The following is a 26,403-nucleotide window of genomic DNA, read 5'->3' as shown; positions in this document are numbered from 1 at the left end:
CGGAATTGCATCAAGACAATGAGATAGAGCGGTTCGCGGTTTACTGCTCTACCGTGACGGTGACGGCAAGCTTCTCTTGCGCTTGCCCCAGCACTATTCCCGACACAGGCGAGGCATCGCGATAGTCGCGACCCGTCGCCACTCTCACGTAGCGTTCGTCGGGAGAGATGCCGTTCGCGGGATCAAAGGCAACCCAGCCGAGGCCGGGCACATGCGCTTCGGCCCAGGCATGGCTTGCCGCCTGCTCGACCGAGGCGTCCATCATCAGATAGCCGCTGACATAGCGGGCGGGAAAGCCCATCACGCGCGCGACGGCAGCGAAAATGTGGCTGTGGTCCTGGCAGACGCCGGCCTTCAGAGCCAGCGCTTCCTCCGCCGGCGTCACGGCGCTGGTCGTGCCGGGCTTGTAGGCGACGCGCTCGCGGATCGTGCCCATCAGCCTGTGCAGCCGGTCGATGTCGGTCCCCTCGCCGACCGATGCGGCCAGTTGGCGGATGCCGTCACCGGCGATGGTGAGCTGCGTTTCCTGAGCGAACAGCCAGAGCGGCGTAAAACCATGGTGCGCTCCGGATACACCGGCCGTGTCGCGCGTCGTCACCTCGCCCGCGGCCTCGACCGTGATGACGTTGTGGCCGCCCTCGGCGCTCACCAGCCGGGTATCGTTGCCGAAATGGTCGATGAAACGCACTTCCTCGCGCGCGCCGTCGATCCTGATCGCCCAGGACGCGACTGTCTGCGTCGGCCCGCTGAGCGGCATCAGGCGCAGCCGCTGCAGCAGATACTGTACGGGTGCGTCGTAGCGGTACTCGGTCCGGTGGGTGATCTTGAGCCGCATGGCGCGTGCCCCGCTCAATAGAACCGATAATCCTGGGCAATCTCGTCGCCCAGCCTGGTGTTGTCGCGAATGAATTCAGCCAGGAACTCGTGCAGGCCGTGGTCGAAAATGTCCTTGATCGACCCCTTCTTCAGCATCGCCTGGGTCTTCTCGGCCGTCGCGTGGCAGGCGTGGCGCTCGCCATAGTCGTCGGCGAGGAATTTCAGGTGCTCGCCGAGGAAGCGATAGCAGAAGGTGAGCGAGCGCGGCATGCGCACGTTGAGGATCAGATAGTCTGCAATATTGGTCGGCTTGTAGTCGGCGTCGTAGACCCAGCGGTAGGAACGGTGCGCCGACACCGAGCGCAGGATCGATTCCCATTGATAATTGTCGAGCGTCGAGCCAACCCATGAAATCGACGGCAGGAGCACGTAGTATTTGACGTCGAGGATGCGGGCCGTGTTGTCGGCGCGCTCGACATAGGTGCCGAGCTGCGAGAAGTCGAAGATCTCGTTGCGCAGCATGGTGCCGTAGAACGAGCCGCGGATCAGCGCCGTCTCGCGCTTGATGGCATCGAGCACGGTCGGCAGGTCGCGCTCGTCGATCGGCCTTGCCAGCATGCGCTTCAGCGACATCCAGGCCTCGTTGATGCTCTCCCAGGTTTCGCGGGTCAGCGCGGTGCGCACCATGCGCGCATTGTTGCGCGCCGTCTCGATCGACGACATCGTGCTCGACGGGTTCGAGGTATCGCGCACCAGGAAGTCGGAGACGTTGGCGACCGTGTAATCCTGGTATTTCTGGCTGAAGGCGTAGTCGGAGCCGGCGCTCAGCAGCACCGAATTCCATTCCTCCGATGCGTTCTGGGTACGCGTCAAAGCCATGCGCAGGCCGGCATCGACCAGGCGCGCCATGTTTTCGGCCCGCTCGATATAGCGGTTCATCCAGTAGAGACCGTTGGCGGTGCGGCCCAAAAGCATATCAGCTTGCTCCGGTGTCGAGCGAATAGCGAATAGCGAATAGCGAATAGCGGAAAAAGGGCCTCATGACTTTTGTTGCAGGCTCCTGATCATCGAACGCAGCATTTTCCCGATTTCATCAGTTTGGCCAAGCAAGCTGGCGACCTCCGCTTCGACCATCAGTCCTACCTCTCCACTCAGTATGAGATGAGTCTCCAACTCTTTCAGAGAGCCCTGCGCCGTGCGAAGAAATTGGATAAAGGCTCCTGTACTTTCTCTTCCGTGACCCTCTGCAACATTCGCTGCGATGGAAGCCGCCGAGCGTCGTATCTGAGATGTCATCCCGTATGCTTCGCTGTTCGGAAAACCTTTTGTGGCCGAGTAGCAATTTACTGCCAACTTCAAGGCCGCCTTCCAAACGATCAGATCTCGGTAGGAATTGATTGCCGTCGTATTCCCCCTTTTTCCCTACTCGCTACTCGCTACTCGCTATTCGCTCGTCTCAATCGTCCAGCACCCACGTATCCTTCGTCCCGCCCCCTTGTGAGGAGTTGACCACCAGCGACCCCTCCTTGAGCGCCACCCTGGTCAGTCCACCGGGCACTAGTTGGATGCGGTCCGAGACGAGCACATAAGGCCTGAGATCGACATGGCGCGGCGACAGGCCCTTCTCGGTGAGGATCGGGCAGGTCGACAGTGCCAGCGTCGGTTGGGCGATGTAGTTGGCGGGCTTGGCCTGCAGCTTCTTGGCGAACGCCTCACATTCCTTCTTGGTCGCCGCTGGACCGACGAGCATGCCGTAACCGCCGGAGCCGTGCACTTCCTTGATCACGAGCTCGCCAATGTGCTCCAGCACATATTTCAGGCTGTCCGGCTCCGAGCAGCGCCAGGTCGGGATGTTGCCGAGGATCGCCTTGCGGCCGGTGTAGAACTCGACGATCTCGGGCATGTAGGAATAGATCGCCTTGTCGTCGGCGATACCGGTTCCCGGAGCATTCGCTATCGTGATGTTGCCGGCTCGATAGACGTCCATGATGCCCGGCACGCCAAGGGCGGAGTCCGGCCGGAAGGTCAGCGGATCGAGGAAGGCGTCGTCGACGCGACGGTAAAGCACGTCGATCTGCTTGTAGCCTTCGGTGGTGCGCATCGTGACATGGCCGTCGACCACGCGCAGGTCCTGTCCTTCGACAAGTTGCACGCCCATCTGATCGGCGAGGAAAGCGTGCTCGAAATAGGCTGAGTTGTAGCTGCCCGGCGTCAGCACCGCGATGGTCGGCGCGCCCTTGGCGCTCTGCGGCCTTACCGCTGCCAGCGACTGGCGCAGCAGCTGCGGATAGTTCTCGACCGGCCGCACTTTGACCTGCTGGAACAGCTCGGGAAAGAGCTGCATCATCGTCTCGCGGTTCTCCAGCATGTAGGAGACGCCCGACGGCGTGCGGGCATTATCTTCGAGCACGTAGAATTCGTTCTCGCTGATGCGGACGATGTCGACGCCGATGATGTGGGTGTAGACGCCGGCCGGCGGCCTCACCCCGATCATCTCTGGCAGGAACGCTTCGTTCTTCGCCACCAGCTCCTTGGGAATGCGCCCGGCGCGCAGGATTTCCTGGCGGTGATAGATGTCGTCGAGAAAAGCGTTCAGCGCCTGCACGCGCTGCTCTATGCCCTGCGTCAGCCGGCGCCATTCCTGGCCGGAGATGATGCGCGGAACGATATCGAAGGGGATCAGCCGCTCGGAGGCGTCCTGCTCGCCGTAGACGGCAAAGGTGATGCCGGTCTTGCGGAAGACGCGCTCGGCGTCCTGCATTTTCTCGGTAAGCCTGGCCGGATCCTGTTCCTTCAGCCAGCGATCGTAAGCCTGATATGGTCTTCTCAATCCGGAGGCTTCCGGAAGCATTTCGTCGAACGCTGCCAATCGCGTACTCCCCTCTGAAGCCATTTCACTGGCCTCGCCGGAGAAAATCAAGCGCAATCGGTGATTTGAGAGGCGGCGGCGGCCGCTCTATGCAAATTGCCTAAGATTAGGGCAGCGGGAGCGATGCTGGGTCAGACCCTGCCCGGTGACCGGGCATAAAAGGCGAGTCAGAATGCCCGGAAGGTAACGATGGTGAAGGTGTCTTTGATTCCAGGCAGGATCTGCACCCGTTCATTGACGAAGTGGCCGATATCCTCTTCATCGTCGACATAGAACTTGGCGAGCAGGTCGTAATTGCCGGCGGTCGAATAGATTTCGGAGGCGATCTCGGCGTCGGCGAGCGCGCTGGCGACCTCGTAGGCCTTGCCCAGATCGCACTTTATCTGCACGAAAAATGCCTTCATTGCCGATCCTGTGAGCTTATATGCGAATAAGCGGCCCTTGTGGCAGACTGCCGCCCTGCTTTCAAGCATCAGGCGGCGCAGGTCTCGGCGACCGCTTGCCGCAATCAGGCGATGGGCATACCCGATCGGCCGCCGCCATTGACCAGCCCAGCATGTCTTTGAATGAGAAGCGCCGGCTTAGACGGCGGCGCGGGTAAGAAGAATATTCCGAGCACGATGAAACCGCGGCACGCCGCCCAGCGTATGTTAGACTGAGCTTTGCAAGTGAGTTCCGGGAGGCAGGCCATGCGCCGCGCTTTGTTCGCATTCGCTCTCGTTCCGATGCTTCTGATCTCCATGGCCTTCGCCGGCGATGCCGAGATCAAGGCGGCGCAAACGGTCATCGACAGCCAGCTCAAGGCTTTCCTCGCCGATGACGGCGCAACCGCCTACAGCTTCGCGGCACCCAACGTGAAGCGCACCTTTCCGACCATCGACACCTTCATGAACATGGTGACCAACGGCTATGCGCCGGTGCGCAGGCCGCAGAGCTATTCCTTCGGCAAGGTCGAGCAGACCGGACCGAGCTCGATCATCCAGCAGGTGCTGATCGTCGGTCCCGACGGCAAGGACTACGAAGCGGTCTACACGCTGGAACAGCAGCCGGACGGCAGCTTCAAGATCACCGGCTGCAGCCTGCGCGCCTCGACTTCGGTCAGCACCTGACCTACGGCCGGACCAACACAGGTGCGGGACGCCCTTGATAGAGTGTCCAGCTCAAGCCTGACAGGCCCCAATAGCGGGAAGACTCGGCGCGGTCATAGACGAGATCACCGCATTTCGGTTCGATCGTCACCGGCTGGGCGTCAGGATCGCCTTCATAGATCAGCCAGCCCGGGCGTTCGGCACAGACCTTGCTCTGCGGAACAAGCGACGCCTTGCGGTTGGACCGGGCGGCAAAATAGTCGACGACCATAACGGTACGGAAGCTGCTGTTGCTGGCGTAGGTGGCGGTGCCGTTGGCCGTTACTTTTTCGACAATCACGGAATAGGAGCCACGTCCGTATTGATAGAAGCCAAGCAGCGACGATGCGGCACCTGCGACCACGACGGCCAACGCCCCGAAAGCCAGCAGCCCTTTCATCCTTCCGGCGTCGAAGCCACGGCCGAGCATCTCCCCGGTCCAGAGCAGCAGCAATGTTCCGCTGACGAGAAAATAGCGCGGAGTTCCAAGGTTCGGCAGACGCGCCACGCCCATGACAAGGGGCAATCCGACAATCCCGATCACGTACAGGCTGGCCCGCCGGTCGCGCCAGACAAAGGCGGACACACAGACGAGAGCGCAGGCCGCGATGATCGAGGTCAAGTCGCCGATCCTGGACGGCAGACCGAGCTCGCCCTTGATGAGTCCGCCATAGCCTTGCACCAGGTCCGACCACGAAAACTGTGAGAGCCCGCCTATCTTGAAGCCGAACAATTGGTCCAATAGAGCCACGCAAGCAGCCACCGGAAGCACGGCGGCGAAGATCGGCCACAGCTTCTGGCCGCCATCGATGAGCGTGCGGCCGTGGCTGTCCTTGCTTCGCAAAGTCAGCCAGAGGGTCCCTCCCGCAAGGATCGCCGCTGTCTCGATCATTGTGAGATGCGACAGTATGCCGAGCAGGATCATCGCGGCCAGGCCGAAGGCCGATCCGCCTTTGTCGAGGCGCCGCTCCAGCAAGATCAAGGACAGGAGCGTGAACAGTACGAGGCCGGCGTAACCACGTGCCTCGGAGCCATATTCCACCATCGGGAAGCTGATGGAAAACAAGAGGCTGGTGGCAATCATCGCCCAGCGTCCGCGTGGCGCGGCCGCCGCTGCCGCGGCAGGGATCGTCAAGACGCCAAGAGCGATCGACAGGCCCCTCTGGATCAGCGGCGAGGTGTCCGGGCCGACCAGATAGAGGTAGAAGGAGTTCAGGAAATGGTTGTTGTCGTGATTGACGCGCCAGAATATCTGGTCGATCGAGGTCAGAGGCTTGAGGAGAGTAAGGCTCCAGATCTCGTCGAGCCAAAGATCGCCGCGGGCGCCCAGTAAGCGCAGGACGAGGCCGGCCACCGCAATCGCCGCGATCGCCAGCGATACCGCGCTTGTCCACCGTCGGATGGCAATGACCGGCTCAGAAGAGCCGCTTGCGTGGCTGGGTTGCGCCTCGCCTAGCGCCGCGGCTTGTCCCGAGATGCGCAAGGTGTTGACCTTCGCCTGATGTCATCTCGGCGATTTGTATATCCAAAGTTGTTTCAAAACAGTTCGCGCTCGAGGCGGTCACGTCAATACCGTGCCCTGCCGCCAGACATGTCAAACACCGCGCCGGTGTTGAAGCTCGAGGCATCGGAACAGAGCCAGAGAACCAGCGCCGCGACCTCCTCCACCGCTCCGAGCCGCTTCAGCGGGCTGGCGCCGACCATGTCGCTGACGACCTCGTTTCCGAGACGCCGGATAAGATCGGTGTCGATCGGACCCGGCGCGACGCAGTTGACGCGGATGTCGGTGTCGCAGACCTCACGCGATAAGGCCTTGGTGAAGGCAATGATGCCCGCGCTCGCCGCCGAATAGACCGCTAGGTTCGGCAATCCCTCCTTGCCGGCGAGCGACCCCATATTGACGATGCGGCCGCTGCCGGCCTTGCGCATGACCGGCAGGACCTGATGCGTGACCTCGAACGTGCCGATGACATTCACACCAACGATGCGCTGCCACTCGGCCGGATCGAAAGCCTCGAAGCCAAGATAGGGACCAAGATAGCCCGCATTGTTGACGAGAATGTCGACCCGCCCCGTCCTGGCGACGACCTCGCCGAGGGCACTGCTTATGTCCTGAGCCTTGGTGACGTCGACTGTCTGGCTGCGGATTCCGTCGGCAGGCGCGGGGTCGGCGTCCCATATCCAGACGTCCGCACCCGACCGGGCTAACAGCGTCGCCACGCCCCTGCCAATGCCCCTTGAGCCGCCGGTCACGATAGCCGTCTTGCCGGCAAAGTCGTAGGTTACACTCATGCCGATCCCCAGGGCACCAAGTCTGCTCCCGGGAGCGGCCGCCCGTCAATTGCGGGAACGGAGCGGCTAGAGGACGGGAATGTCGCCCCTCGCCCAGCCCTCCGAAATCTCGGCGGCGCGCGTCTCGAAGGCTTTGGCCTCGATCGCGGCGCGGATGTCCTGCATCAGCTTCTGATAGTAGGACAGGTTGTTCCAGGTGAGCAGCATTGCCCCCAAAGACTCCTGCGAACGCACGAGGTGATGCAGATAGGCGCGCGAGTAGTCGCGCGCGGCCGGGCAGTCGCTTTCCTCGTCCAGCGGACGTGGATCGTCGGCATGACGGGCGTTGCGCAGGTTGATCTTGCCGCGACGCGTGTAGGCGAGCCCATGGCGGCCGGCGCGCGTCGGCATCACGCAGTCGAACATGTCGATGCCGCGTGCCACCGATTTCAAGATGTCGTCCGGCGTGCCGACGCCCATCAGGTAGCGCGGCCTGTCGGCCGGCAGTTCCGGGCAGGTGATGTCCAGCATCTCCAGCATCACGGCCTGCGGTTCGCCGACCGCCAGCCCGCCGACGGCGTAGCCCTTGAGGTCCATCGCCTTCAGCGCCTGCGCCGAGCGCACGCGCATCACCGCGCTGTCGCCGCCCTGCACGATGCCGAACATGGCCTTGCCCGGCTGGTCGCCGAACGCCGTCTTGCAGCGCTCGGCCCAGCGCAGCGACAGCTCCATGGCGCGTTCGATCTCCGTCGGCTTGGCCGGAAGCGCGGTGCATTCGTCGAGCTGCATCTGGATGTCGGAATCGAGCAGCCCCTGGATTTCGATCGACCGCTCCGGCGACATCTCGTGGGGAGCGCCGTCGATATGCGAGCGGAAGGTGACGCCCTTTTCGCTGAGCTTTCTCAATTTCGACAGCGACATGACCTGGAAGCCGCCGCTGTCGGTCAGGATCGGGTGCGGCCAGCGCGCGAACTCATGCAGACCGCCGAGCTTCGCGACCCGCTCGGCGCCTGGCCGCAGCATCAGATGATAGGTGTTGCCGAGGATGATGTCGGCGCCGACGCTGCGCACCTGGTCCATATACATGGCCTTGACCGTGCCGCCCGTTCCGACCGGCATGAAGGCCGGCGTGCGGATCTCGCCGCGCGGCATGCGGATCACACCTCGCCGCGCCTTGCGGTCGGTGGCGGTGAGCTTGAACGAAAAAGTCTCAGCCATCGAATTCCTTGTCGTGTACGGGTGCGCCGGGTGCCTGCTCGTCGAGCGACTGCCGGTAGCGGATGCACCCGCGCATGAATTTCGGCCAGGGCGGCACGGCGATCGCCGGCTCGATCTTTTCCGGCAAAAGGTTCCAGAGGTCGGGGTGGTGCCAGCACAGATCATGGCCGGTCGCATCGCGATGCGCGCGAATGCCGGCACGCAGCTTCTTGACCTCCGCGATCAGCGCGTCGTGCCCCATTGTCTCGAGATCACTGTCCATCGCGTGTCTCCGCTCGGAAAAGCAGGCTCGAGTCCCCGTAGGAATAGAACCTGTAACGGCTTGCGATGGCATGCGCATAGGCCGAACGCATCGTCTCCAGCCCGCTGAAGGCCGAGACCAGCATGAACAGCGTCGAGCGCGGCAGATGGAAATTGGTCATCAGCATGTCGGCCGTTCGGAAGCGGTAGCCTGGAGTGATGAAGATATCCGTCGGTCCGGACCAGGGCTCGATCCTGCCGTCTTCGCGCGCAGCACTTTCCAGGAGGCGCAGCGACGTCGTGCCGACGGCGACGATCCGCCCTCCCCGCGCCCTTGCCGCATTGAGCGCATCCGCCGTGTCGGCGCTTACCAAGCCGGTTTCGGCATGCATCTTGTGGTCGGCGGTGTCGTCGGCTTTCACCGGCAGGAAGGTGCCGGCGCCGACATGCAGCGTGACGAAGCGGCGCTCGATGCCCTTGGCATCGAGCGCGGCAAACAGCTCCGGCGTGAAATGCAGTCCCGCGGTGGGGGCGGCAACGGCGCCCTCTTCCCTGGCATAGATGGTTTGATAGTCGCTGCGGTCGCGCTCGTCGTCGTCGCGTTTTGAGGCGATGTAGGGCGGCAGCGGAATGTGGCCGACGGCGTGCATCGCCTCATCGAGGAACGGGCCGGAAAGATCGAAGCCGAGCAGTGCCTCGCCCGCCTCGCCCTTCTCGATCACCGTCGCGTCGAGCTGGCCGAGGAAGCAAGAATTCTGGTCATGGCCGAAATGGATGCGGTCGCCGACAGCGATGCGTTTGCCCGGCCGCATGAAGGCCTGCCAGCGGTCCGGCGCCACCCGCATATGCAGCGTCGCCTCGACCTGCGCCATCGCCTCGCCGCGCTTGCGGATGCCTTTGAGCTGCGCCGGGATGACCTTGGTGTCGTTGAACACCAGCACGTCGTCCCTGCGGAGCAACGCCGGCAGATCGCGCACGATCCGATCTTCCAGGCCTTCGCCGGGCCTGACGACCAACATCTTGGAGCTGTCGCGCGGCTCGGCCGGGCGCAGCGCGATGCGCTCCTCCGGCAGATCGAAGTCGAACAGGTCGACGCGCATCAGAACAGCCGGATGAGCAGCGCTCCGGCCAGCAGCAGCACGGCCCCGGCGACGCGGCCAAGCGAGATCTCGCGCACCGCGACGCCGAGGAAGCCGACGCGATCGACGAGCATGCCGGCAATCAGCTGGCCGGCGACCAGGAAGGCCATCAGCGCGGCGGCGCCGATGCGTGGGGTCAGGATTGTGGAGAGCGTCACATAGAAGCCGCCGAGAACGCCGCCGGCCACGAACAGCCACGGCGCCGGCGCCTTCCAGTCGAGCGAGATGCCTTGCAGCCTCACCACGGCGACCGCGATGATACCTAGCACGATCGCGCCCGACAGGAACGAAAAGGCTGCGGCCGCGACCGGCAGGCCGAGGCCGCGCGCCAATTGCGAGTTGATCGGCGCCTGGATGGCGATGAAGGCGCCGGACAGGATGCCAAGCAGGGACCAGACAGCGCCCATTATCGATATGCCTTTACTTGACGTCCGCTGCGACCTTCAGCGACACGATCTTGTCAGGATCCTGCACCGGCTCGCCGCGCTTGATCTTGTCGACATTCTCCATGCCTTCGATGACCTGGCCCCAGACCGTGTACTGGCGGTTGAGGAAGGAAGCGTCGTCGAAGCAGATGAAGAACTGCGAGTTGGCCGAGTTCGGGTTCTGCGCGCGAGCCATCGAGCAGGTGCCGCGGCCGTGGTTGGCGTTGGAGAATTCGGCCTTGAGGTCCGGCTTGTCAGAACCGCCCATGCCGGCGCGGGACGGCGCGAAAGAGGGTTTGCTCGAATTGCCGAACTTGACGTCGCCGGTCTGCGCCATGAAGCCGTCGATGACGCGGTGAAAGACCACCCCGTCATAAGCGCCTTCGCGCGACAGCTCCTTGATGCGGGCGACGTGACCGGGCGCAAGGTCCGGATACATCTCGATGACGACCTGGCCTTTGGTCGTTTCCATGATGAGCGCGTTCTCGCGGTCCTTGATCTCAGCCATGTCAGAAAATCCTTTGAAAATTGAGTTGGTTACTTGTTGTCGGCGGCGATGCGAACCTTGATCATGCGATCGGGATCGGTGACCGTGCCGTTGTCCGCCTCGTCGCCCTTCTTGATCTTGTCCACCAGTTCCATGCCGCTCTCGACCTTGCCGACGATGGTGTACTGGCCGTCCAGGTTCGGCGCCGGCGCGAACATGATGAAGAACTGGGAATTGGCCGAATTCGGGTCCTGCGAGCGGGCCATGCCGACGACGCCGCGGGTAAATTGCTCGGTCTGCGAGAACTCGGCGGGCAGGTCGGGAAGGTCGGAACCGCCGGTGCCGACGGCTTCGGGGTTGAAACCCTTCTTCATGTTGCCGAACTTGACGTCACCGGTCTGCGCCATGAAGCCGTCGATGACGCGGTGGAACGCGACGTTGTCGTAGGCGCCGTCACGCACCAGCTTCTTGATCTGCGCGACATGTTTGGGCGCGAGATCGGGACGCAGCGCGATGGTCACGTCGCCGTCCTTCAGCGTGACGACCATGGTGTTTTCCTTGTCGGCGGCGAAGGCAGGCAGGGATGCCGCCAAAACGCCGGCAAGCACGACAAGGAACGAAGCGAGCTTTTTCAGCTGCATGAACTCTTCTCCGAAAGTCTTTTGTTTGGGTGCATGTCGTTACCCCAAAACCGGGATCCACTTTTGGGCGACATGCACTATTTCGCGAATTTGGCAGTGAGCGCGCCTGCAACGGCAGCCGGCACGAATGGGCGGATGTCGCCGCCCATCGACGCAATCTGGCGGACAAGTGTGGCGGTAATGGTGCGCACCGACGGGCTGGCCGGCAGGAAAACGGTCTGCAGCTCCGGCGCCATGGTCTCGTTCATGCCGGCCATCTGCATCTCGTAGTCGAGGTCGGTGCCGTCGCGCAGGCCGCGGATGATGATCGAGGCGCCATGCTTCCTGGCGGCATCGATGACCAGACCGTCGAAGGCAACGACCTTGATGCGGGCGCTGTCGCGGCCGAACTCCGCCTTGGTCGCGGCCTCGATCAGCTTCACGCGTTCCTCGAAGGAAAACAGCGGCGTCTTGCCCGGGTGGATGCCGATCGCCGCGTAGACGGTGTCGGCCACGGCGAGCGACGCCTTCAGGACGTCGAGATGGCCGTTGGTCAGCGGGTCGAAGGAGCCGGCGTAAAGGGCGGTGCGTTCGGTCATGGCAGGCTTCTAGAGCAATTCCAGGAAAAGTGTGAGCGGTTTTCCGTCCGGAATTGCGCAAAACAAAAGAGGGGTTCGCCGTTTCCTTGAGACGGTGAAACGCTTTAGCGAGCCTCTCGAACAAACGCAAATCCCATTGATGTGCCCGGATGCGCAACGGCCGTGAACCTTTTCACGGACATGAACGACAGATGAATGCGACAATCACGAACGTTTCACGCAGCGTTCACTAGGTTGCCGCTTCAGGAGATGAAACCAAAGCACCATCTTTATCGTTGTGAGCGCAGGAGAACACGCAAATGCTGATCTACATGCTTGCCACTGCAATGACCATCGTGATGCTGATCGCAACCGCCTTCGGGCTGCATCAGGAAGCGGCGCGAGTGCGCGTCAAGGCCAACACCAAGCGGTTCGATGGCTTCATTGCCCGCAACGTCTACCGTCGCCACTGATTTCAAGCCATGATCGCACCGGCCCAGGGGCCGGTGGCGCGTAGCCAAAGCCTATTCGGGATTGCTCTCGCCCGCATCCTCTGCGGTGCCAGCCTCACTCGAAGGCGTCTCTTCGGCTTCCTCGTCCGACTGCGGCTCCGAAATCCGCTCAACCGACACCACCTTCTCGCCTTCGGCCGTGTTGAAGATGGTCACGCCCTTGGTGGCGCGGCTGGCGAAGCGTATGCCGTTGACCGGCACGCGGATGACCGTGCCGCCGTCCGAAACCAGCATGATCTGATCGTCGTTGCCGACCGGGAAAGTCGCGACAAGGCGCCCGATCTCGGCCACTTTCGACACATCCGTGGCGCGAATGCCCTTGCCGCCGCGGCCCGTCAGGCGGAAATCGTAGGACGACGAACGCTTGCCGTAGCCGTATTCGGTCACCGTCAGCACAAGCTGCTCATGCACCTTGAGGAATTCGTAGCGCTCGTCGGAAAGCTCGGCTTCCTCGCCGATCTCCTCATTGGTGAGCGCGATCTCTTCCTCCTCGGCAGCACCGCCGGCGGCCAGCCGGCGTTCGGACGCCGCACGCTTGAGATAGGCCGCACGCTCAGCCGGTGAAGCATCGACATGTTCGATCACCGACATCGAGATCACGCGATCGGTCTCGGCCATGGCGATGCCGCGCACGCCGACGGAATTGCGGCTCTGGAAGACGCGCACGTCGCTGACCGGGAAGCGGATGCACTGACCGGAATTGGCGGTCAGAAGCACGTCGTCATTGTCGGTGCAGGTCTCGACGCCGAGGATCTCGTCGCCCTCTTCCTCCAGCTTCATGGCGATCTTGCCGTTGCGGTTGACCTGGACGAAGTCGGACAGCTTGTTGCGGCGCACCGTGCCGCGCGTGGTGGCGAACATCACGTCGAGCTCGCCCCAGCTCGTCTCGTCCTCGGGCAATGGCATGATGGTGGTGATGCGCTCGCCCTGCTCGAGCGGCAGCATGTTGATCAGCGCCTTGCCGCGCGATTGCGGGTTGCCGACCGGCAGCCGCCAGACCTTTTCCTTGTAGACGATGCCGCGCGAGGAGAAGAACAGCACCGGCGTGTGCGTGTTGGCGACGAACAGCCGGGTGACGAAATCCTCCTCCTTCGTCGACATGCCGGAGCGGCCCTTGCCGCCGCGGCGCTGCGCCCGGTAGAGCGACAGCGGCACGCGCTTGATGTAGCCCGAATGGCTGACGGTGACGACCATGTCCTCGCGCTGGATCAGGTCCTCGTCTTCCATGTCCGCTCCGCCCTCGGCGAGCTCGGTGCGGCGCGGCGTGCCGAACTCGTCGCGGACCGCGATCAGCTCGTCCTTGACGATCTGCTGGATGCGCGCACGGGACGACAAAATGTCAAGGTGATCAACGATCTCGGCGCCGATCTTGTTCAGCTCGTCGGCGATCTCGTCGCGACCGAGCGCGGTCAGGCGCTGCAGGCGCAGATCGAGGATCGCGCGCGCCTGTTCCTCGGAGAGATTGTAGGTTCCGTCCTCGTTGATACGGTGGCGCGGATCGTCGATCAGCTGGATCAGCGGAGCGACGTCGTGGGACGGCCAGCGCCGCTCCATCAACTGCTCGCGCGCCGTCTGCGGATCGGGCGCGGTGCGGATCAGCTTGATCACCTCGTCGATGTTGGCGACCGCGATGGCAAGGCCGACCAGCACATGAGCTCTCTCACGAGCCTTCCGCAAAAGATACTTCGTGCGCCGGCTGATCACTTCCTCGCGGAAGCCGACAAATGCTTTCAGCATGTCGATCAGCGTCAGCACCTCCGGCTTGCCGCCGTTCAGCGCCACCATATTGGCGCCGAACGAGGTCTGCAGCGGCGTGAAGCGGTAGAGCTGGTTGAGGATGACGTCGGCGACGGCCTCGCGCTTCAGCTCGATGACGACGCGGTAGCCCTGGCGGTCGCTCTCGTCGCGAATGTCGGAGATGCCCTCGATGCGCTTCTCGCGCACCAGCTCGGCCATCTTCTCGATCATCGCCGCCTTGTTCACCTGGTAGGGGATCTCGGTGACGATGATCGATTCACGGTCGTTGCCGCGCGCCTCGATGTTGACGCGGCCGCGCATGACGATCGAGCCGCGGCCCGTCGAATAGGCGTTGTAGATGCCGGAACGGCCAAGCACGATGCCGCCGGTCGGGAAATCCGGACCGGGCACGATCTCCATCAGCGACGGCAGGTCGATGGCCGGATTGTCGATGATGGCGATGGCGCCGTTGCAGACTTCGGCCAGATTGTGCGGCGGGATGTTGGTGGCCATGCCGACGGCGATGCCGCCCGAGCCGTTGACGAGAAGGTTCGGGAAGCGGGCCGGCAGCACGCGCGGCTCGGTGGCGGAGGCGTCGTAAGTGTCCTGGAAATCGACCGTTTCCTTGTCGATGTCCTCCAGCAGCTCATGCGCGACCTTGGTCAGCCTGGACTCGGTGTAGCGCATCGCCGCCGGCGGATCGCCGTCGATCGAGCCGAAATTGCCCTGACCGTCGATCAGCGGCACGCGCAGCGACCAGTCCTGCGCCATGCGCACCAGCGCGTCATAGATCGAAGCGTCGCCATGCGGATGGTATTTACCCATCACGTCGGCGACCGGGCGCGCCGACTTCACATATTTGCGGTTCCAGTGGTAGCCGCTTTCATGCGAGGCATAGAGGATGCGGCGATGGACGGGCTTTAGGCCGTCGCGCACGTCAGGCAGCGCGCGGCTGACGATCACGCTCATGGCATAATCGAGGTAGGAGCGCTGCATCTCCTCGATGATCGAAATCGGCTCGATGCCGGTGGGGCCGCCGTCCGGCCCGCGCGGTGTCTTCTGGTCGGTCAAATCAGGTCACAATCCTGTCGGGAATCACTCACCGCTTATATAGGAAGCCGGGCTGAAACTCCAATGGCGGCGACACTTTTCCAGAGACAATTTCGGTGGTAATTTCAAAAGGATACCGCTGATTGCGACGATATGGCCAAGGTCAATTTCTCCGTCAAAGGGGCAAGGTCGGCCATGGATCGTCTTCCTCGGGCGGAAACTGCGAACGCGATGAACTGGATCTCGTGGCTGCCTCTGCGGGCGTTGAGCGGCTGGACGGCAAAGGACCTCGACGGCGATCTGGCGGCCGGCATCACGCTGGCGGCGATCGCCATTCCCGAACAGATGGCGACGGCCAGGCTCGGCGGCTTCCAGCCGGAGATCGGTTTCTTCGCCTTCGTCGCCGGATCCGTGGCATTCGCCCTCTTCGGCGCCAACCGCCAGCTCTCGGTCGGGGCGGATTCGACAATCACGCCGCTTTTCGCCGGCGGGCTTGCCTTGATCGCGACATCCGGCTCGCCGCACTACCTGGCACTGGCGGCCATGCTGGCGCTGATGGTCGGGCTGCTGGTGGCGCTGAGCGGCATCTTCCGCCTCGGCTGGATCGCCGACCTGGTCGGCACGCAGCGGATATTCCACAGCGTCGACGCCGCCATCAAGGCGCTTGGCCCAGGACAACCTCAACAGCAGGACGACGTGCAATGACAAGTCCACGTGAACCCATCGATGAAGCGGGCCCTTGCCCTGGCCAAGAGCAAGGACGCGGATTATCTGCCCGGCTGGTGCGGCCCGACATCGGACTGACGGTGCATCCTATTGGCTGGAGCAAATCCCGGGAAAAGTGCGTAGCGTTTTTAAAACAAACGGTTAGAGCGGTTCAGTGAAGCGCCGGATCGCTCTGACGCGGCGGGCGCGATAGGCGCCCGGCGCCTCCCCCATCTCGCGCTTGAACCGCCGGTTGAAGGTCGACAGATCGTTGAAGCCGGCGTCGAAAGCGATCGTCGAGATCGCTTCGTTCGACGCGCGCAGCCGCACGGCGGCTCGGTGCAGCCTGGTCCTCAGCAGGAATTGATAGGGCGTCATGCCGGCGACGTGCCGGAACGTGCGCAGGAAGTGAAACGGGCTGGTCGCCGTGCCGTCGGCGAGCTCGGTCAGCGACAACGGCCGCTCGGCGTTGAGCTCTATCAGGCGCACCGTCTCGGCAACGCGTTTCTGGTCGCGGCGGCTGGGTGCGGATGCGACCCTGGAAGAACTGGGCGTGGCCCCAACCACCGCGCCGGCAATGCGCAGGCCGAGCTCCTCAAGCGCTTCGCCGTCGCCCGTTTCCCGCGCGGCCTCCGCTTGCGCCAGCAAGGATGCCAGCGCCGGCAAGGGCGGCAGGCGCGGACCGGCGAAGCCGAGCCGCTTCGCGCCCGGAACGTCGGCGACGACGCGCTCCATATAGGCCGGCGAAAAATGGAAGGAGAGGCAGCGGTCGCCGGCGCCGTGCTCATGGCCGCATTCGTAGCAGGCGCCGGGATTGCCGAGCAGGACGGCGCCGGGAGCAAGCATCGCCGTGCCCTGCCGCGTCCGGTAGCGGAACGTGCCCCTGGTCACGGCGGCGACGCAAAAACAGCGATGCTGTTCCTCGAACGGCCTGTCGCCCGCTCGTGCTGTGCAGATCACGTCGGACACCTGCCAGCCAGGCCCAGAGGCAAGATTTTTCTCGGTCGTCGTCATGGGCGAAAAATAGCAATTTTTCCCAAGCGCAGAACCCGGCCGTGCCCCTATTGCTTCCCCTCTCCTGACAAACGAGGCAGCAACATGACCGATCCTTTTGCTGAAGCCCTGCACAGCGACGGTCCCGATCCGGGCCTTGCCGAGAAGCTCGAGCTCTACGGCCGCTTCGTCGGCGCCTGGACATTCGACGCCACACGCACTCTCGAGGACGGCACCCGGCTTGCGGGACGCGGCGAGGTGCATTTCGGTTGGGTCCTGGAAGGCAAGGCGGTCCAGGACGTCTGGATATTGCCCGATCGAGACGCCGGCCCCTCGCCCTCCCTCGGTCCCTGGACCTTCTACGGCACGACGCTGCGCGTCTACGATCCCGGCATCGATGCCTGGCACATCTTCTGGAGCGATCCGCGCAGCCGCTATTTCAGCCGCCAGATCGGCCGTGGCGAGGGTGACACGATCGTCCAGCAAGGCGTCGATGACACCGGGTCCTCGGTACGCTGGAGCTTTTCGCGCATCACCCAGAACTCGTTCCGCTGGCTGGGCGAGCGTTCGCATGACGGCGGCGAGACCTGGCGCATCGAGGTCGAGTTCCTGGCGCGACGCTCGACTCCAACCTGACCGATCAACCAACTGTAATCATGGAGAAAACGATGCTCGACCACATCTCGATAGGCGTCCGCGACACCAACGCCTCGAAACGTTTCTACGACGCGGCCTTGCAACCGCTAGGCTATTCCTGCCTCAGCCGGTCGCCCGGCTCGCTCGGTTACGGCGCTGAAGCCGTCCGGCTCTGGGTCAACGAGGCCGGCCGCCCGGTGCCGGCCGACACGGACTCCGGCTTGCACTTCTGTTTCGCCGCACCGACGCGCGCCGGCGTCGATGCATTCCATGCGGCGGCCTTGCGCGAGGGCGGCAGGGACAATGGCCGGCCTGGCCTGCGCGCGGCTTATGGCGACAACTACTATGCGGCATTCGTCATCGACCCGGACGGCTATCGCCTGGAGGCCTATTGCGGCAGAGCCCAATAGCCGGCTGATTTCCTCCTTCCGGCTGTTTCCAGCGCCCCGGCTTTGCTCTACCAATTGCGGGCTTGGGCTTCGCCCGGCGGGAGGGGACCAGCGATGCCGAGCTTCGACAGCCTGTTCAACGCCTTCGTGACCATCCTGGTGACCATCGACCCGCCGGGTCTGGCGCCGCTCTTCCTCGCGGTGACGCGCGGCATGAACCGCGAGGAGCGTCAGCAGGTTTCCGTCCGCGCCTCGGTGATCGGCTTCCTGGTGATGGCGCTGTTCGCGCTCGCCGGTGCCTCGATCCTGTCGGTGTTCGGCATCACGCTGCCGGCCTTCCGCGTCGCCGGCGGCTTCCTGCTCTTCTTCATCGCCTTCGAAATGGTTTTCGAGCGCCGGCAAGACCGCAAGGAGAAGATCGGCGACGTCGCCATCACCAAGGACATGATCCACAACATCGCCGCCTTCCCGCTGGCGATCCCGCTGATCGCCGGCCCCGGCGCGATCTCAGCGACCGTTCTGCTGTCGGGACACTTCGAGGGTTTTGCCGCGCAGGCGGCCCTCGTCGGCATCATCTTCGCCTGTCTCGCCATCACGTACCTGGTCTTCGTGCTGGCAGAGCGCATCGACCGCATTCTTGGTCAGACCGGCCGCTCGATCCTGACGCGACTGCTCGGCGTCATCCTGGCGGCGCTCGCCGTGCAGTTCGTGGCTGACGGCGTCAGGGCGCTGATGGCTGCTTGAGCGACGCCCCTACTGCCTACTGCCTACTGCCTACTGCCTACTTCACCGCTGTATCGACGACCTCGAAATCATGCGTGACCGTCGCCGTCTTGGCCATCATCGCCGTCGCCGAGCAGTATTTTTCGGCAGAGAGGTCGATCGCCCGTTTCACCTTGTCGCGCGACAGCGCACGGCCCTTGACGATGAAATGCATGTGGATGCGGGTGAAGACACGCGGCTCGGTCTCCGCGCGGTCGGCATCGAGCTCGACCACGCAGTCCTCAACCGCCTCGCGGCCTTTCTCGAGGATATGGACGACGTCATAGGCGGAGCAGCCGCCGGTGCCGATCAGCACCAGCTCCATCGGGCTTGGTCCCGGCGTCCTGCCTTCCGGCCCATGCGCCGTGCCCAGCACGACCTTGTGACCGCTGCCGGACTCGCCGACAAAAGTGCGTTCCTCGACCCATTTGACGCGTGCTTTCACGATAAACCTTCCTTGCAACATTGCATGCAGCGGACGGTGACCCGCTGCGAATGTTTGTTTATACGCAATTCCGAACGGAAAACCGGCGCACGCTTTTCCTGGAATTGCTCATTGGCCGAACACGACCGCGTGCATGACGCGGCCGGGCAGCAGCGTGAAGATACCGGCGCCGAGCAGAGCGAACAGGTAAAGCCTGATCATGGCGCTGCGATGCGCGGTGACCTTGTGGGTGTGCGCATACCAAACCGCCAGCGGTACCGTGACTAGCACCAGGATCGATAGGAGATGGATCGGACTGAACGGCCCGATCACTCGAAGCTGCTGGATCCAGAAGCTGCTGAGCGCGACGACCAGCATCAGCGCTGCCCAGACGTAGCCCATCGCACGGTGTCGCGACGTGCCTTTCGGCAGCGCCAGTTGGGCGCCGCCGACTGCCAATGCGGCAAAGGCCGCGAACGCATGCCATGGGATCGGAAATGGCGAGGATAAAAGCGGTCCGAGCGACATCGCTTGCCCTCAAACAGCCACCGCGATTTCGGTTCTCAGAACGGAATCTCGTCGTCCAGCTCGCGCGACGAGCCGCCGCCACCGCCCCTGGAACCGCCACCGCCGCCACGGCTGAAGCCCTCGTTCGGGCCCGACTGGCCGAAATCGGAGCCGCGGCTGTTGCCGCCGGAATAATTGCCGACCTGGCCGCCGCCGCCTTCGCCGCGTGCGTCGAGCATCTGCAATTCGCCGCGGAACTTCTGCAGCACGACCTCGGTCGTGTAGCGGTCATTGCCGGTCTGGTCCTGCCATTTGCGCGTCTGCAACTGGCCCTCGACATAGACCTTCATGCCCTTCTTCAGATACTGCTCGGCGACCTTGGCGAGCTGGTCGTTGAAGATGACGACGTTATGCCACTCGGTCTTCTCCTTGCGCTCGCCGGAATTCTTGTCGCGCCAGCTTTCAGACGTGGCGATGCGGATGTTGACGACCGGATCGCCCGAATTCAGCCGGCGGATTTCAGGGTCCGCCCCGAGATTGCCGACCAGAATGACCTTGTTGACGCTACCCGCCATCGTACTTCTCCGCGCTCATCCGAAACAAATTTTAAGTCGCTCACCTTACAGCCTGCGCGTCGCCCATGCCCGCAGAGGCTGGCTTTTCCCACAAGGTTTTTGTTCTCTTTTCGTTCTAGTTAGATCCCTGCGCGTTGTCAAGGAATGTCAGCAACATGTAGTGTTATGCTCGGCAATTTCGACATGTTGCGGTGGAGTTCGTTTTCGAAATGAACGTGATTGCACATGAGAAGCAGCCGAGAGAGACGTGGCGAGCAGGCGTCGAAAGCCGCATGCTTGTCTCGGCGATCAACGGCGCGCAACAGCTCTGCATATTCGAGCAGTGGGTGCAGCCCGGAGTTGGCGCCCCGTCGCATTTCCACACGGTCGAAGAGGTGCTCACTGTCATTGCCGGCGAGGCCGAGATGTGGATCGAGGACGAACACATGATCTTGGCCGCCGGGCAGTCCCTGATCATTCCCGCGCACCGGCGACATGGCTTCCGCGCCGTCGGCTCCGGGGCGGTGCACATCCACGCCGTGCTGGCTTCACCGATTTTCGAAGCGACGTTTGACGGATCGTCCGAGCCCGTGAGGCGTTGGATTCCGGTCGAATAGCACTTGCCAAACCAATAAGTATCGACTTATGCTTCTTACATGATCGAAGCAGAGATCTTTCGCGCCTTGGCCGACCCGACACGACGTGCGGTCTACGAGCGGCTGGCGGCTAGCGAGCTGACCGTGTCCGAACTGCGCGCGGGCATGAGCGTGTCGCAGCCGGCGGTCTCGCAGCATCTTGCCGTGCTGCGCGGCGCCGGTCTCGTGGTCGAGCGGCGCGCCGGCCGCAACGCCTATTATCGCGCCGACCCGCAAGGGCTCGATCCTCTGCTCGGCTGGATCGAACGCTACCGCGCCTTCTGGCCGGAGCGCATCGAGAGGTTGAAGACGGTTCTGAAGGAAATGGACCAATGACGACTGCAAAACACCCGGAAGCGGCCAATGCGCCGCTCAGCTTCGAATGTGATCTTCCCGACCCGCCGGAAAAAGTGTGGCGGGCGCTGACCGAGCCGGAGCTGCTCGCCGCCTGGATGATGCCGAACGACATGAAGCCTGAAACCGGCAGGCGCTTCGCCTTTGCCGGACCGGACGCGCCGATCGACTGCGAGGTGCTCGAGGTCGAGGCCGGCAAGCTGCTGCGCTATTCCTGGCGCGAACGGCCTGGCGCGGATGCCCCCGACCGATTGCCGGCATTCGACAACCCCTCCTTCGACAGCATCGTCACCTTCACGCTCGCGCGCACGGTTTCCGGCGGCACGCATCTTCGCATCGTCCATGACGCCTTCGTGCCGGCGGCGCAGCCTGTCATCGCCGTGGCCGGCGCCGGCTGCGGTCTTTCGCTCGACGCGCGCAAGAAGCCTATAGCCGCCAATGCGCCATGCATGATGCTGCGCGCAGCCTGACCCCGAGGAGACCCCGCCCATGAGCGCCCTTGCCAATCTGGTACCGATGGTGATCGAGCAGTCGAGCCGCGGCGAACGCGCCTTCGACATTTTCTCGCGGCTGCTGCGCGAGCGCATCGTCTTCATCAACGGCGAGATCAATGACGGCGTCTCGGCGTTGGTCTGCGCGCAGCTCCTGTCGCTGGAATCGGACCATCCCGACAAGGAGATATCGATCTACATCAACTCGCCGGGCGGCGTGGTGACCAGCGGCTTCGCCATCTACGACACGATGCAGTACATCTCCTGCCCGGTGTCGACAGTGTGCATGGGCTTCGCGGCTTCGATGGGCTCCTTCCTTTTGATGGCCGGCTCGCCCGGCCGGCGCATCGCGCTGCCCAACACCAGGATCGTGCTGCATCAGCCGCTCGGCGGCTTCCAGGGCCAGGCCTCCGACATCCAGCGGCATGCCGAGGACATCCTGCGCACCAAGCGCCATATGACGGAACTCTACGCCAAGCATTGCGGCCGCAGCTACGAAGAGGTCGAGCGTACGCTCGACCGCGACTATTTCATGACCGCCGAGGAGGCCAAGGCCTGGGGCCTCGTCGATCATGTCTACGACACGCGCAAGAAGGCGGCCTGACAGCGCTGCGCGGCAATTTGATTGCCGCGCGTCTGGCTTCGCTTTCGGCGCGCCTCTATAGTCCCGGCATGATCCGTTCGTTCAGAAATCCACTTGTTGCTGCGGCAGCGGCACTCGCGGTCGCGCTGATCACCTCCAACACCGCCTTTGCCGACGATAGCTCGACGCAGAAACTGCCAGGCGTCAGCGGCGACTATCGTATTGCCAAACCAGCCCCGCAGCCCGAACCGGACGACGCGCAGCCCGCCGGCAGCAACGGCACGTTCAAGATCGGCAATACCGATGTCAGGATTTCCGGCAGCGTAACCATCGACATGGCGACGGGCGGCATCGGGCCGCCCAACCACTGAGGCTCATCGCACACTCCGGGGGCCAAGGGCCGACTTCTGACCGTAAAATGTAAGCCCCGCCACTGCTTCCGCAGGTGGACGGGGCTTTCATGGATCTGAAACCCAACTTTGGCCGGGAGTGGACTGCCGGCGTTCTGTTTCGGATGCAACGCGGCCTTCAGCCGACGATCCGACTATGGTCTCTGATTGTAGGAATCGGCAGGTCACGGTTTGTCGGGTCGGCGCTCACGCCGCCCTGGCACTTATGCCCGCCGCGGCCCCATCCTTGCGTGGAGCCTCAAGGGACTGTCCGGTGGCGTCATGCTCCGCTCCTTCTGTCCGTTGCGACCATTGTCGTACGAAGCTCTAATCGCAAGTGCCTGCGGCGTCTCGCAGGCCACCTTCGGGTGGCGAGGCCATCAAAAGACGGCCGGCTTCGCTGACGACCCGAGACTGCTCCCGCGGGTCGCCTGCGTCAACCGTTCAGTAGCCGATTACCGAAAAATGTGATCGCCGGGAGGTTACGTGCGGGTTAGTCGGGCACCGCCGCTGATCAGTCAGGCCGGCAATCGACGGCGTTTGTTTCCACAGCGCTTTGTCAGGAGCGTGTTCGGCCTTTGTTCTTTCCGCTTGCCCGCTCGCGCGAAAGACGGTTAAACCCATAGTTGGCCGTTTCCGTCGAGATTGTGGCGTCTCTCGACGCGGCGGCCAAACTACCTACATAGAGGATGGCCGGGACAAACCCGCCAATCCAGCAAAATTCCAGACCTGAGGCGGCGACCGGCGATGGCCGACCAAAAATACCTTTCCATTCGCGGGGCACGCGAACACAATCTCAAGAACGTCGACCTCGACCTGCCTCGCGACAGCCTGATCGTCATGACCGGCCTGTCAGGATCCGGCAAGTCGTCGCTTGCCTTCGACACCATTTATGCCGAGGGCCAGCGCCGCTATGTCGAGAGCCTTTCGGCCTATGCCCGCCAGTTCCTGGAGATGATGCAGAAGCCGGACGTCGACCAGATCGATGGCCTGTCGCCCGCCATCTCGATCGAGCAGAAGACCACCTCGCGCAACCCGCGCTCGACGGTCGGCACCGTCACCGAGATCTACGACTATATGCGCCTGCTGTTCGCGCGCGTCGGCATCCCCTATTCGCCGGCCACCGGCCTGCCGATCGAGAGCCAGACGGTCAGCCAGATGGTCGACCGCGTGGTGGCGCTTGACGAAGGCACGCGCCTCTATCTGCTGGCGCCGATCGTGCGCGGCCGCAAGGGCGAGTATCGCAAGGAACTGCTGGAGCTGCAGAAGAAGGGTTTCCAGCGCGTCAAAGTCGACGGCGTCTTCTACGAGATCGCCGACGTGCCGGCGCTGGACAAGAAGTACAAGCACGACATCGACGTCGTCGTCGACCGCATCGTCGTGCGCGGAGACCTGGCGACGCGGCTTGCTGACTCGATGGAAACCGCGCTCAAGCTGGCCGACGGGCTGGCGGTGGCCGAGTTCGCCGACCGGCCGCTCGACGCCAGCCAGACGGGCGAGGACTCGGTCAACAAGTCGAAGAACGAGACACATGAACGCATCATGTTCTCGGAGAAGTTCGCCTGCCCGGTGTCCGGCTTCACCATTCCGGAGATCGAGCCCAGGCTGTTCTCCTTCAACAATCCGTTCGGCGCTTGCCCGACCTGCGATGGCCTCGGCAGTCAGCGCGCCATCGACGCCAATCTCGTGGTGCCGGACGAGAACGTCTCGCTGCGGGACGGCGCCATCAGCCCATGGGCGAAATCGACCTCGCCCTACTACGCGCAGACGCTGGAAGCGCTCGGCAAGGCCTACGGCTTCAAGCTCGGCGACAAGTTCAAGGACCTGAGCGCCGAAGCGCAAGAAGCCGTGCTGCACGGCACCGGCGAGCGCGAGATCACCTTCCAGTACGACGACGGCCTGCGCTCCTACAAGACCACCAAGACCTTCGAGGGCGTCATCCCCAATCTCGACCGGCGCTGGAAGGAAACGGAATCGGCCTGGATGCGCGAGGAGATCGAGCGCTTCATGTCGGCGACGCCCTGTCCTGCCTGCAACGGCTACAGGCTGAAGCCGGAAGCGCTCGCCGTGAAGATCGCCGGAAAGCACATCGGCGAGGTCACCGAGCTGTCGATCCGCAAGGCCGACCAGTGGTTCACCGACCTGCCGGCGCAGCTCAACGAAAAGCAGAACGAAATCGCGGTCAGGGTGCTGAAGGAAATCCGCGAGCGGCTGCGCTTCTTGAACGATGTCGGCCTCGACTATCTGACGCTGTCACGCAACTCCGGCACGCTATCGGGCGGCGAGAGCCAGCGCATCCGATTGGCCTCGCAGATCGGCTCCGGTCTCACCGGCGTGCTCTATGTTCTGGACGAGCCGTCGATCGGCCTGCACCAGCGCGACAATGCGCGACTGCTCGACACGCTGAAGCACCTGCGCGACATCGGCAACACGGTGATCGTCGTCGAGCATGACGAGGACGCCATCCTGCATGCCGACTATGTCGTCGACATCGGCCCGGCCGCCGGCATCCACGGTGGCCAGATCATCGCGCAGGGCACGCCGCAGCAGATCATGGCGACGCCCGCCTCGATCACCGGCAAATATCTGTCGGGCGAGCTCGAAGTGACGACGCCACAGCTGCGCCGCGAGGCGAAGAAGAACCGGCGGATCAAGGTCGTCGGCGCGCGCGGCAACAATCTGAAGAATGTCACGGCGGAGATTCCGCTCGGCACCTTCACCTGCGTCACCGGCGTTTCCGGCGGCGGCAAGTCGACCTTCCTGATCGAGACGCTGTTCAAGGCGGCCTCGCGCAGGATCATGGGCTCGCGCGAGCATCCGGCCGAGCATGACCGCATCGAGGGGCTTGAGTTCCTCGACAAGGTCATCGACATCGACCAGTCGCCGATCGGCCGCACGCCGCGTTCCAACCCGGCCACCTATACCGGCGCCTTCACGCCGATCCGCGACTGGTTCGCCGGCTTGCCGGAGGCGAAGGCGCGCGGCTACCAGCCCGGCCGCTTCTCCTTCAACGTCAAGGGCGGCCGCTGCGAAGCCTGTCAGGGCGACGGCGTCATCAAGATCGAAATGCACTTCCTGCCCGACGTCTACGTCACCTGCGACGTCTGCCACGGCAAGCGCTACAACCGCGAGACGCTCGACGTGCTGTTCAAGGGCAAGTCGATCGCCGACGTGCTCGACATGACGGTCGAGGAAGGTGTCGACTTCTTCTCGGCGGTGCCAGGCGTGCGCGACAAGCTGGTGACGCTGAACCAGGTCGGCCTCGGCTATATCCATATCGGCCAGCAGGCGACGACGCTGTCGGGCGGCGAGGCGCAGCGCATCAAGCTCGCCAAGGAATTGTCGCGCAAGGCGACGGGCAAGACGCTCTACATTCTCGACGAGCCGACCACCGGCCTCCATTTCCACGACGTCGCCAAGCTGCTCGAAGTGCTGCACGAGCTGGTCGACCAGGGCAACACGGTGGTGGTGATCGAGCACAATCTCGAGGTCATCAAGACTGCCGACTGGGTGCTCGACCTCGGCCCCGAGGGCGGCGACGGCGGCGGCGAGCTGGTCGCCTCCGGCACGCCGGAAGCGATCGTGCGCGAGAAGCGCAGCTACACCGGCCAGTTCCTGAAGGAGCTGCTGGAGCGGCGCCCCGGAGGCAAACGCGAAGCGGCGGAGTGACCACAACTCATTAATGTAATTGATGGAACATGCTAAGCTTCCGTGCTTGGAAGTGTCTGTCATCCAAGGGGGAAGGCCATGAGAGCTATCAAACGGAAGCGTCCACGTGTTCGTCAGGTAGTACAAGGCAAGCTGCCCCATGAACTAGCGACACTCGCGGAACAGACGAGTTATGTTGGGAGCGTCGAACACAAAAGCGGACCTACTTTCGCTGGCTGGCCCC

Annotated in this window: 30 protein-coding genes and 1 pseudogene; 12 read left to right on the top strand and 19 right to left on the bottom strand. The window is 63.4% G+C overall.

Translation table 11 applies throughout. From position 1 onward, the window contains the following. Positions 1-40: 40 nt before the first annotated feature. The 5 genes from QAZ22_RS20085 to QAZ22_RS20065 form a co-directional block, all read right to left on the bottom strand. Complete coding sequence (locus QAZ22_RS20085) at positions 41-835, bottom strand: transglutaminase family protein (protein ID WP_278202485.1); 795 nt, start codon at positions 833-835, stop codon at positions 41-43. Between the two features lie 14 nt (positions 836-849). Then, positions 850-1,791: an alpha-E domain-containing protein gene (locus QAZ22_RS20080; protein ID WP_278202484.1), complete on the bottom strand. Its 942-nt coding sequence runs from the start codon at positions 1,789-1,791 to the stop codon at positions 850-852. Between the two features lie 63 nt (positions 1,792-1,854). Beyond that, the gene (locus QAZ22_RS20075) at positions 1,855-2,169 is read right to left on the bottom strand and encodes a four helix bundle protein (protein WP_245464965.1); all 315 of its coding nucleotides are present in this window, start codon (positions 2,167-2,169) and stop codon (positions 1,855-1,857) included. A 103-nt stretch (positions 2,170-2,272) separates the two neighbouring features. Beyond that, positions 2,273-3,685: a circularly permuted type 2 ATP-grasp protein gene (locus tag QAZ22_RS20070; protein WP_278202482.1), complete on the bottom strand. Its 1,413-nt coding sequence runs from the start codon at positions 3,683-3,685 to the stop codon at positions 2,273-2,275. A gap of 167 nt (positions 3,686-3,852) precedes the next feature. Next, positions 3,853-4,089, bottom strand: coding sequence for an Lrp/AsnC ligand binding domain-containing protein (locus QAZ22_RS20065; RefSeq protein ID WP_059185676.1), 237 nt, complete (start codon positions 4,087-4,089; stop codon positions 3,853-3,855). Positions 4,090-4,374: 285 nt separating this feature from the next. Between QAZ22_RS20065 and QAZ22_RS20060 the strand changes: the two genes are divergently transcribed. After that, on the top strand, positions 4,375-4,794 hold the full coding sequence (locus QAZ22_RS20060; protein WP_278202481.1) for a DUF4864 domain-containing protein: 420 nt from the start codon (positions 4,375-4,377) through the stop codon (positions 4,792-4,794). 1 nt (position 4,795) lies between these two features. Here the strand turns inward: QAZ22_RS20060 and QAZ22_RS20055 are convergent, their stop codons facing one another. The 9 genes from QAZ22_RS20055 to coaD form a co-directional block, all read right to left on the bottom strand. Continuing rightward, positions 4,796-6,166 (bottom strand): hypothetical protein, encoded by a 1,371-nt coding sequence (locus QAZ22_RS20055; RefSeq protein WP_278202480.1) that lies wholly within the window; start codon positions 6,164-6,166, stop codon positions 4,796-4,798. A gap of 212 nt (positions 6,167-6,378) precedes the next feature. Continuing rightward, positions 6,379-7,104, bottom strand: a complete 726-nt coding sequence (locus QAZ22_RS20050) for an SDR family NAD(P)-dependent oxidoreductase (RefSeq protein ID WP_278202479.1) — start codon at positions 7,102-7,104, stop codon at positions 6,379-6,381. Between the two features lie 66 nt (positions 7,105-7,170). Next, a complete protein-coding gene (gene tgt / locus QAZ22_RS20045) occupies positions 7,171-8,301 on the bottom strand; it encodes a tRNA guanosine(34) transglycosylase Tgt (protein ID WP_278202478.1) in 1,131 nt (376 codons plus the stop codon). Continuing rightward, positions 8,294-8,563, bottom strand: a complete 270-nt coding sequence (locus tag QAZ22_RS20040; protein ID WP_278202476.1) for a hypothetical protein — start codon at positions 8,561-8,563, stop codon at positions 8,294-8,296. Before QAZ22_RS20040 ends, tgt begins: the two co-directional genes overlap by 8 nt. Next, positions 8,553-9,641: a tRNA preQ1(34) S-adenosylmethionine ribosyltransferase-isomerase QueA gene (gene queA, locus QAZ22_RS20035; protein WP_278202475.1), complete on the bottom strand. Its 1,089-nt coding sequence runs from the start codon at positions 9,639-9,641 to the stop codon at positions 8,553-8,555. Before queA ends, QAZ22_RS20040 begins: the two co-directional genes overlap by 11 nt. Then, positions 9,641-10,090: a DMT family transporter gene (locus QAZ22_RS20030; RefSeq protein WP_278207894.1), complete on the bottom strand. Its 450-nt coding sequence runs from the start codon at positions 10,088-10,090 to the stop codon at positions 9,641-9,643. Before QAZ22_RS20030 ends, queA begins: the two co-directional genes overlap by 1 nt. Positions 10,091-10,100: 10 nt before the next feature. Further along, positions 10,101-10,613, bottom strand: a complete 513-nt coding sequence (locus tag QAZ22_RS20025; protein WP_278074193.1) for a peptidylprolyl isomerase — start codon at positions 10,611-10,613, stop codon at positions 10,101-10,103. A gap of 29 nt (positions 10,614-10,642) precedes the next feature. Then, the gene (locus tag QAZ22_RS20020) at positions 10,643-11,140 is read right to left on the bottom strand and encodes a peptidylprolyl isomerase (RefSeq protein WP_278207893.1); all 498 of its coding nucleotides are present in this window, start codon (positions 11,138-11,140) and stop codon (positions 10,643-10,645) included. Between the two features lie 170 nt (positions 11,141-11,310). Next, a complete protein-coding gene (coaD, locus tag QAZ22_RS20015; protein ID WP_278074191.1) occupies positions 11,311-11,811 on the bottom strand; it encodes a pantetheine-phosphate adenylyltransferase in 501 nt (166 codons plus the stop codon). Positions 11,812-12,110: 299 nt separating this feature from the next. Between coaD and QAZ22_RS20010 the strand changes: the two genes are divergently transcribed. Next, the gene (locus tag QAZ22_RS20010; protein WP_278202472.1) at positions 12,111-12,263 is read left to right on the top strand and encodes a hypothetical protein; all 153 of its coding nucleotides are present in this window, start codon (positions 12,111-12,113) and stop codon (positions 12,261-12,263) included. A 51-nt stretch (positions 12,264-12,314) separates the two neighbouring features. Here the strand turns inward: QAZ22_RS20010 and gyrA are convergent, their stop codons facing one another. Next, positions 12,315-15,110: a DNA gyrase subunit A gene (gene gyrA, locus QAZ22_RS20005; protein WP_278202471.1), complete on the bottom strand. Its 2,796-nt coding sequence runs from the start codon at positions 15,108-15,110 to the stop codon at positions 12,315-12,317. Between the two features lie 210 nt (positions 15,111-15,320). Here gyrA and QAZ22_RS20000 point away from each other — a divergent pair. Then, positions 15,321-15,707 (top strand): annotated as a pseudogene (locus QAZ22_RS20000) (SulP family inorganic anion transporter); the annotation flags it as partial. A gap of 249 nt (positions 15,708-15,956) precedes the next feature. Here the strand turns inward: QAZ22_RS20000 and QAZ22_RS19995 are convergent. Beyond that, positions 15,957-16,808, bottom strand: coding sequence for an AraC family transcriptional regulator (locus QAZ22_RS19995; protein WP_278202469.1), 852 nt, complete (start codon positions 16,806-16,808; stop codon positions 15,957-15,959). Between the two features lie 84 nt (positions 16,809-16,892). Here QAZ22_RS19995 and QAZ22_RS19990 point away from each other — a divergent pair, with 84 nt between their 5' ends. The 3 genes from QAZ22_RS19990 to QAZ22_RS19980 all read left to right on the top strand — a co-directional run bounded on the left by QAZ22_RS19990 (position 16,893) and on the right by QAZ22_RS19980 (position 18,556). Further along, the gene (locus QAZ22_RS19990) at positions 16,893-17,423 is read left to right on the top strand and encodes a hypothetical protein (protein ID WP_278202468.1); all 531 of its coding nucleotides are present in this window, start codon (positions 16,893-16,895) and stop codon (positions 17,421-17,423) included. 32 nt (positions 17,424-17,455) lie between these two features. After that, positions 17,456-17,833, top strand: a complete 378-nt coding sequence (locus QAZ22_RS19985; protein ID WP_278202467.1) for a VOC family protein — start codon at positions 17,456-17,458, stop codon at positions 17,831-17,833. 93 nt (positions 17,834-17,926) lie between these two features. Continuing rightward, on the top strand, positions 17,927-18,556 hold the full coding sequence (locus QAZ22_RS19980; protein ID WP_278202465.1) for a MarC family protein: 630 nt from the start codon (positions 17,927-17,929) through the stop codon (positions 18,554-18,556). A gap of 37 nt (positions 18,557-18,593) precedes the next feature. Here the strand turns inward: QAZ22_RS19980 and QAZ22_RS19975 are convergent, their stop codons facing one another. The 3 genes from QAZ22_RS19975 to QAZ22_RS19965 form a co-directional block, all read right to left on the bottom strand. Continuing rightward, on the bottom strand, positions 18,594-19,019 hold the full coding sequence (locus QAZ22_RS19975) for an OsmC family protein (protein WP_278202464.1): 426 nt from the start codon (positions 19,017-19,019) through the stop codon (positions 18,594-18,596). 108 nt (positions 19,020-19,127) lie between these two features. Next, positions 19,128-19,526 (bottom strand): DUF2306 domain-containing protein, encoded by a 399-nt coding sequence (locus QAZ22_RS19970; RefSeq protein WP_278202462.1) that lies wholly within the window; start codon positions 19,524-19,526, stop codon positions 19,128-19,130. Between the two features lie 35 nt (positions 19,527-19,561). Continuing rightward, complete coding sequence (locus QAZ22_RS19965; protein WP_278202460.1) at positions 19,562-20,080, bottom strand: single-stranded DNA-binding protein; 519 nt, start codon at positions 20,078-20,080, stop codon at positions 19,562-19,564. Positions 20,081-20,271: 191 nt separating this feature from the next. On the opposite strand from QAZ22_RS19965, the gene QAZ22_RS19960 reads away from it, so the two are divergent. From QAZ22_RS19960 to uvrA, 6 genes are all read left to right on the top strand, one after another. After that, positions 20,272-20,676, top strand: coding sequence for a cupin domain-containing protein (locus tag QAZ22_RS19960; RefSeq protein WP_347566918.1), 405 nt, complete (start codon positions 20,272-20,274; stop codon positions 20,674-20,676). 39 nt (positions 20,677-20,715) lie between these two features. After that, positions 20,716-21,030, top strand: coding sequence for a metalloregulator ArsR/SmtB family transcription factor (locus tag QAZ22_RS19955; protein WP_127857980.1), 315 nt, complete (start codon positions 20,716-20,718; stop codon positions 21,028-21,030). Next, a complete protein-coding gene (locus tag QAZ22_RS19950) occupies positions 21,027-21,518 on the top strand; it encodes an SRPBCC domain-containing protein (protein ID WP_278202458.1) in 492 nt (163 codons plus the stop codon). Before QAZ22_RS19955 ends, QAZ22_RS19950 begins: the two co-directional genes overlap by 4 nt. Positions 21,519-21,537: 19 nt before the next feature. After that, positions 21,538-22,143, top strand: a complete 606-nt coding sequence (locus QAZ22_RS19945; RefSeq protein ID WP_278074177.1) for an ATP-dependent Clp protease proteolytic subunit — start codon at positions 21,538-21,540, stop codon at positions 22,141-22,143. Positions 22,144-22,211: 68 nt separating this feature from the next. After that, positions 22,212-22,493: a hypothetical protein gene (locus tag QAZ22_RS19940; RefSeq protein WP_278202456.1), complete on the top strand. Its 282-nt coding sequence runs from the start codon at positions 22,212-22,214 to the stop codon at positions 22,491-22,493. Positions 22,494-23,258: 765 nt separating this feature from the next. After that, positions 23,259-26,180, top strand: coding sequence for an excinuclease ABC subunit UvrA (uvrA, locus tag QAZ22_RS19935; RefSeq protein WP_278202455.1), 2,922 nt, complete (start codon positions 23,259-23,261; stop codon positions 26,178-26,180). Positions 26,181-26,403 lie beyond the last annotated feature (223 nt).

This window comes from Mesorhizobium sp. WSM4906 (genome assembly GCF_029674625.1).
Taxonomy (GTDB): domain Bacteria; phylum Pseudomonadota; class Alphaproteobacteria; order Rhizobiales; family Rhizobiaceae; genus Mesorhizobium.
This window is presented reverse-complemented; position numbering and strand designations above follow the sequence as displayed.

What these genes read in the sequence shown, in the direction of transcription:
- QAZ22_RS19990 (WP_278202468.1), top strand. Translation starts at nt 16,893, where the DNA reads ATGACCGATCCTTTTGCTGAAGCCCTGCACAGCGACGGTCCCGATCCG.
- QAZ22_RS19965 (WP_278202460.1), bottom strand. Translation starts at nt 20,080, where the DNA reads ATGGCGGGTAGCGTCAACAAGGTCATTCTGGTCGGCAATCTCGGGGCG.
- QAZ22_RS20025 (WP_278074193.1), bottom strand. Translation starts at nt 10,613, where the DNA reads ATGGCTGAGATCAAGGACCGCGAGAACGCGCTCATCATGGAAACGACC.
- QAZ22_RS20060 (WP_278202481.1), top strand. Translation starts at nt 4,375, where the DNA reads ATGCGCCGCGCTTTGTTCGCATTCGCTCTCGTTCCGATGCTTCTGATC.
- QAZ22_RS20080 (WP_278202484.1), bottom strand. Translation starts at nt 1,791, where the DNA reads ATGCTTTTGGGCCGCACCGCCAACGGTCTCTACTGGATGAACCGCTAT.
- QAZ22_RS20010 (WP_278202472.1), top strand. Translation starts at nt 12,111, where the DNA reads ATGCTGATCTACATGCTTGCCACTGCAATGACCATCGTGATGCTGATC.
- queA (WP_278202475.1), bottom strand. Translation starts at nt 9,641, where the DNA reads ATGCGCGTCGACCTGTTCGACTTCGATCTGCCGGAGGAGCGCATCGCG.
- QAZ22_RS20085 (WP_278202485.1), bottom strand. Translation starts at nt 835, where the DNA reads ATGCGGCTCAAGATCACCCACCGGACCGAGTACCGCTACGACGCACCC.
- QAZ22_RS20050 (WP_278202479.1), bottom strand. Translation starts at nt 7,104, where the DNA reads ATGAGTGTAACCTACGACTTTGCCGGCAAGACGGCTATCGTGACCGGC.
- QAZ22_RS19970 (WP_278202462.1), bottom strand. Translation starts at nt 19,526, where the DNA reads ATGTCGCTCGGACCGCTTTTATCCTCGCCATTTCCGATCCCATGGCAT.
- tgt (WP_278202478.1), bottom strand. Translation starts at nt 8,301, where the DNA reads ATGGCTGAGACTTTTTCGTTCAAGCTCACCGCCACCGACCGCAAGGCG.
- QAZ22_RS20020 (WP_278207893.1), bottom strand. Translation starts at nt 11,140, where the DNA reads ATGGTCGTCACGCTGAAGGACGGCGACGTGACCATCGCGCTGCGTCCC.
- uvrA (WP_278202455.1), top strand. Translation starts at nt 23,259, where the DNA reads ATGGCCGACCAAAAATACCTTTCCATTCGCGGGGCACGCGAACACAAT.
- QAZ22_RS20040 (WP_278202476.1), bottom strand. Translation starts at nt 8,563, where the DNA reads ATGGACAGTGATCTCGAGACAATGGGGCACGACGCGCTGATCGCGGAG.
- QAZ22_RS19995 (WP_278202469.1), bottom strand. Translation starts at nt 16,808, where the DNA reads ATGACGACGACCGAGAAAAATCTTGCCTCTGGGCCTGGCTGGCAGGTG.
- QAZ22_RS19980 (WP_278202465.1), top strand. Translation starts at nt 17,927, where the DNA reads ATGCCGAGCTTCGACAGCCTGTTCAACGCCTTCGTGACCATCCTGGTG.
- QAZ22_RS19950 (WP_278202458.1), top strand. Translation starts at nt 21,027, where the DNA reads ATGACGACTGCAAAACACCCGGAAGCGGCCAATGCGCCGCTCAGCTTC.
- QAZ22_RS20065 (WP_059185676.1), bottom strand. Translation starts at nt 4,089, where the DNA reads ATGAAGGCATTTTTCGTGCAGATAAAGTGCGATCTGGGCAAGGCCTAC.
- QAZ22_RS19940 (WP_278202456.1), top strand. Translation starts at nt 22,212, where the DNA reads ATGATCCGTTCGTTCAGAAATCCACTTGTTGCTGCGGCAGCGGCACTC.
- QAZ22_RS19945 (WP_278074177.1), top strand. Translation starts at nt 21,538, where the DNA reads ATGAGCGCCCTTGCCAATCTGGTACCGATGGTGATCGAGCAGTCGAGC.
- coaD (WP_278074191.1), bottom strand. Translation starts at nt 11,811, where the DNA reads ATGACCGAACGCACCGCCCTTTACGCCGGCTCCTTCGACCCGCTGACC.
- QAZ22_RS19985 (WP_278202467.1), top strand. Translation starts at nt 17,456, where the DNA reads ATGCTCGACCACATCTCGATAGGCGTCCGCGACACCAACGCCTCGAAA.
- QAZ22_RS19955 (WP_127857980.1), top strand. Translation starts at nt 20,716, where the DNA reads ATGATCGAAGCAGAGATCTTTCGCGCCTTGGCCGACCCGACACGACGT.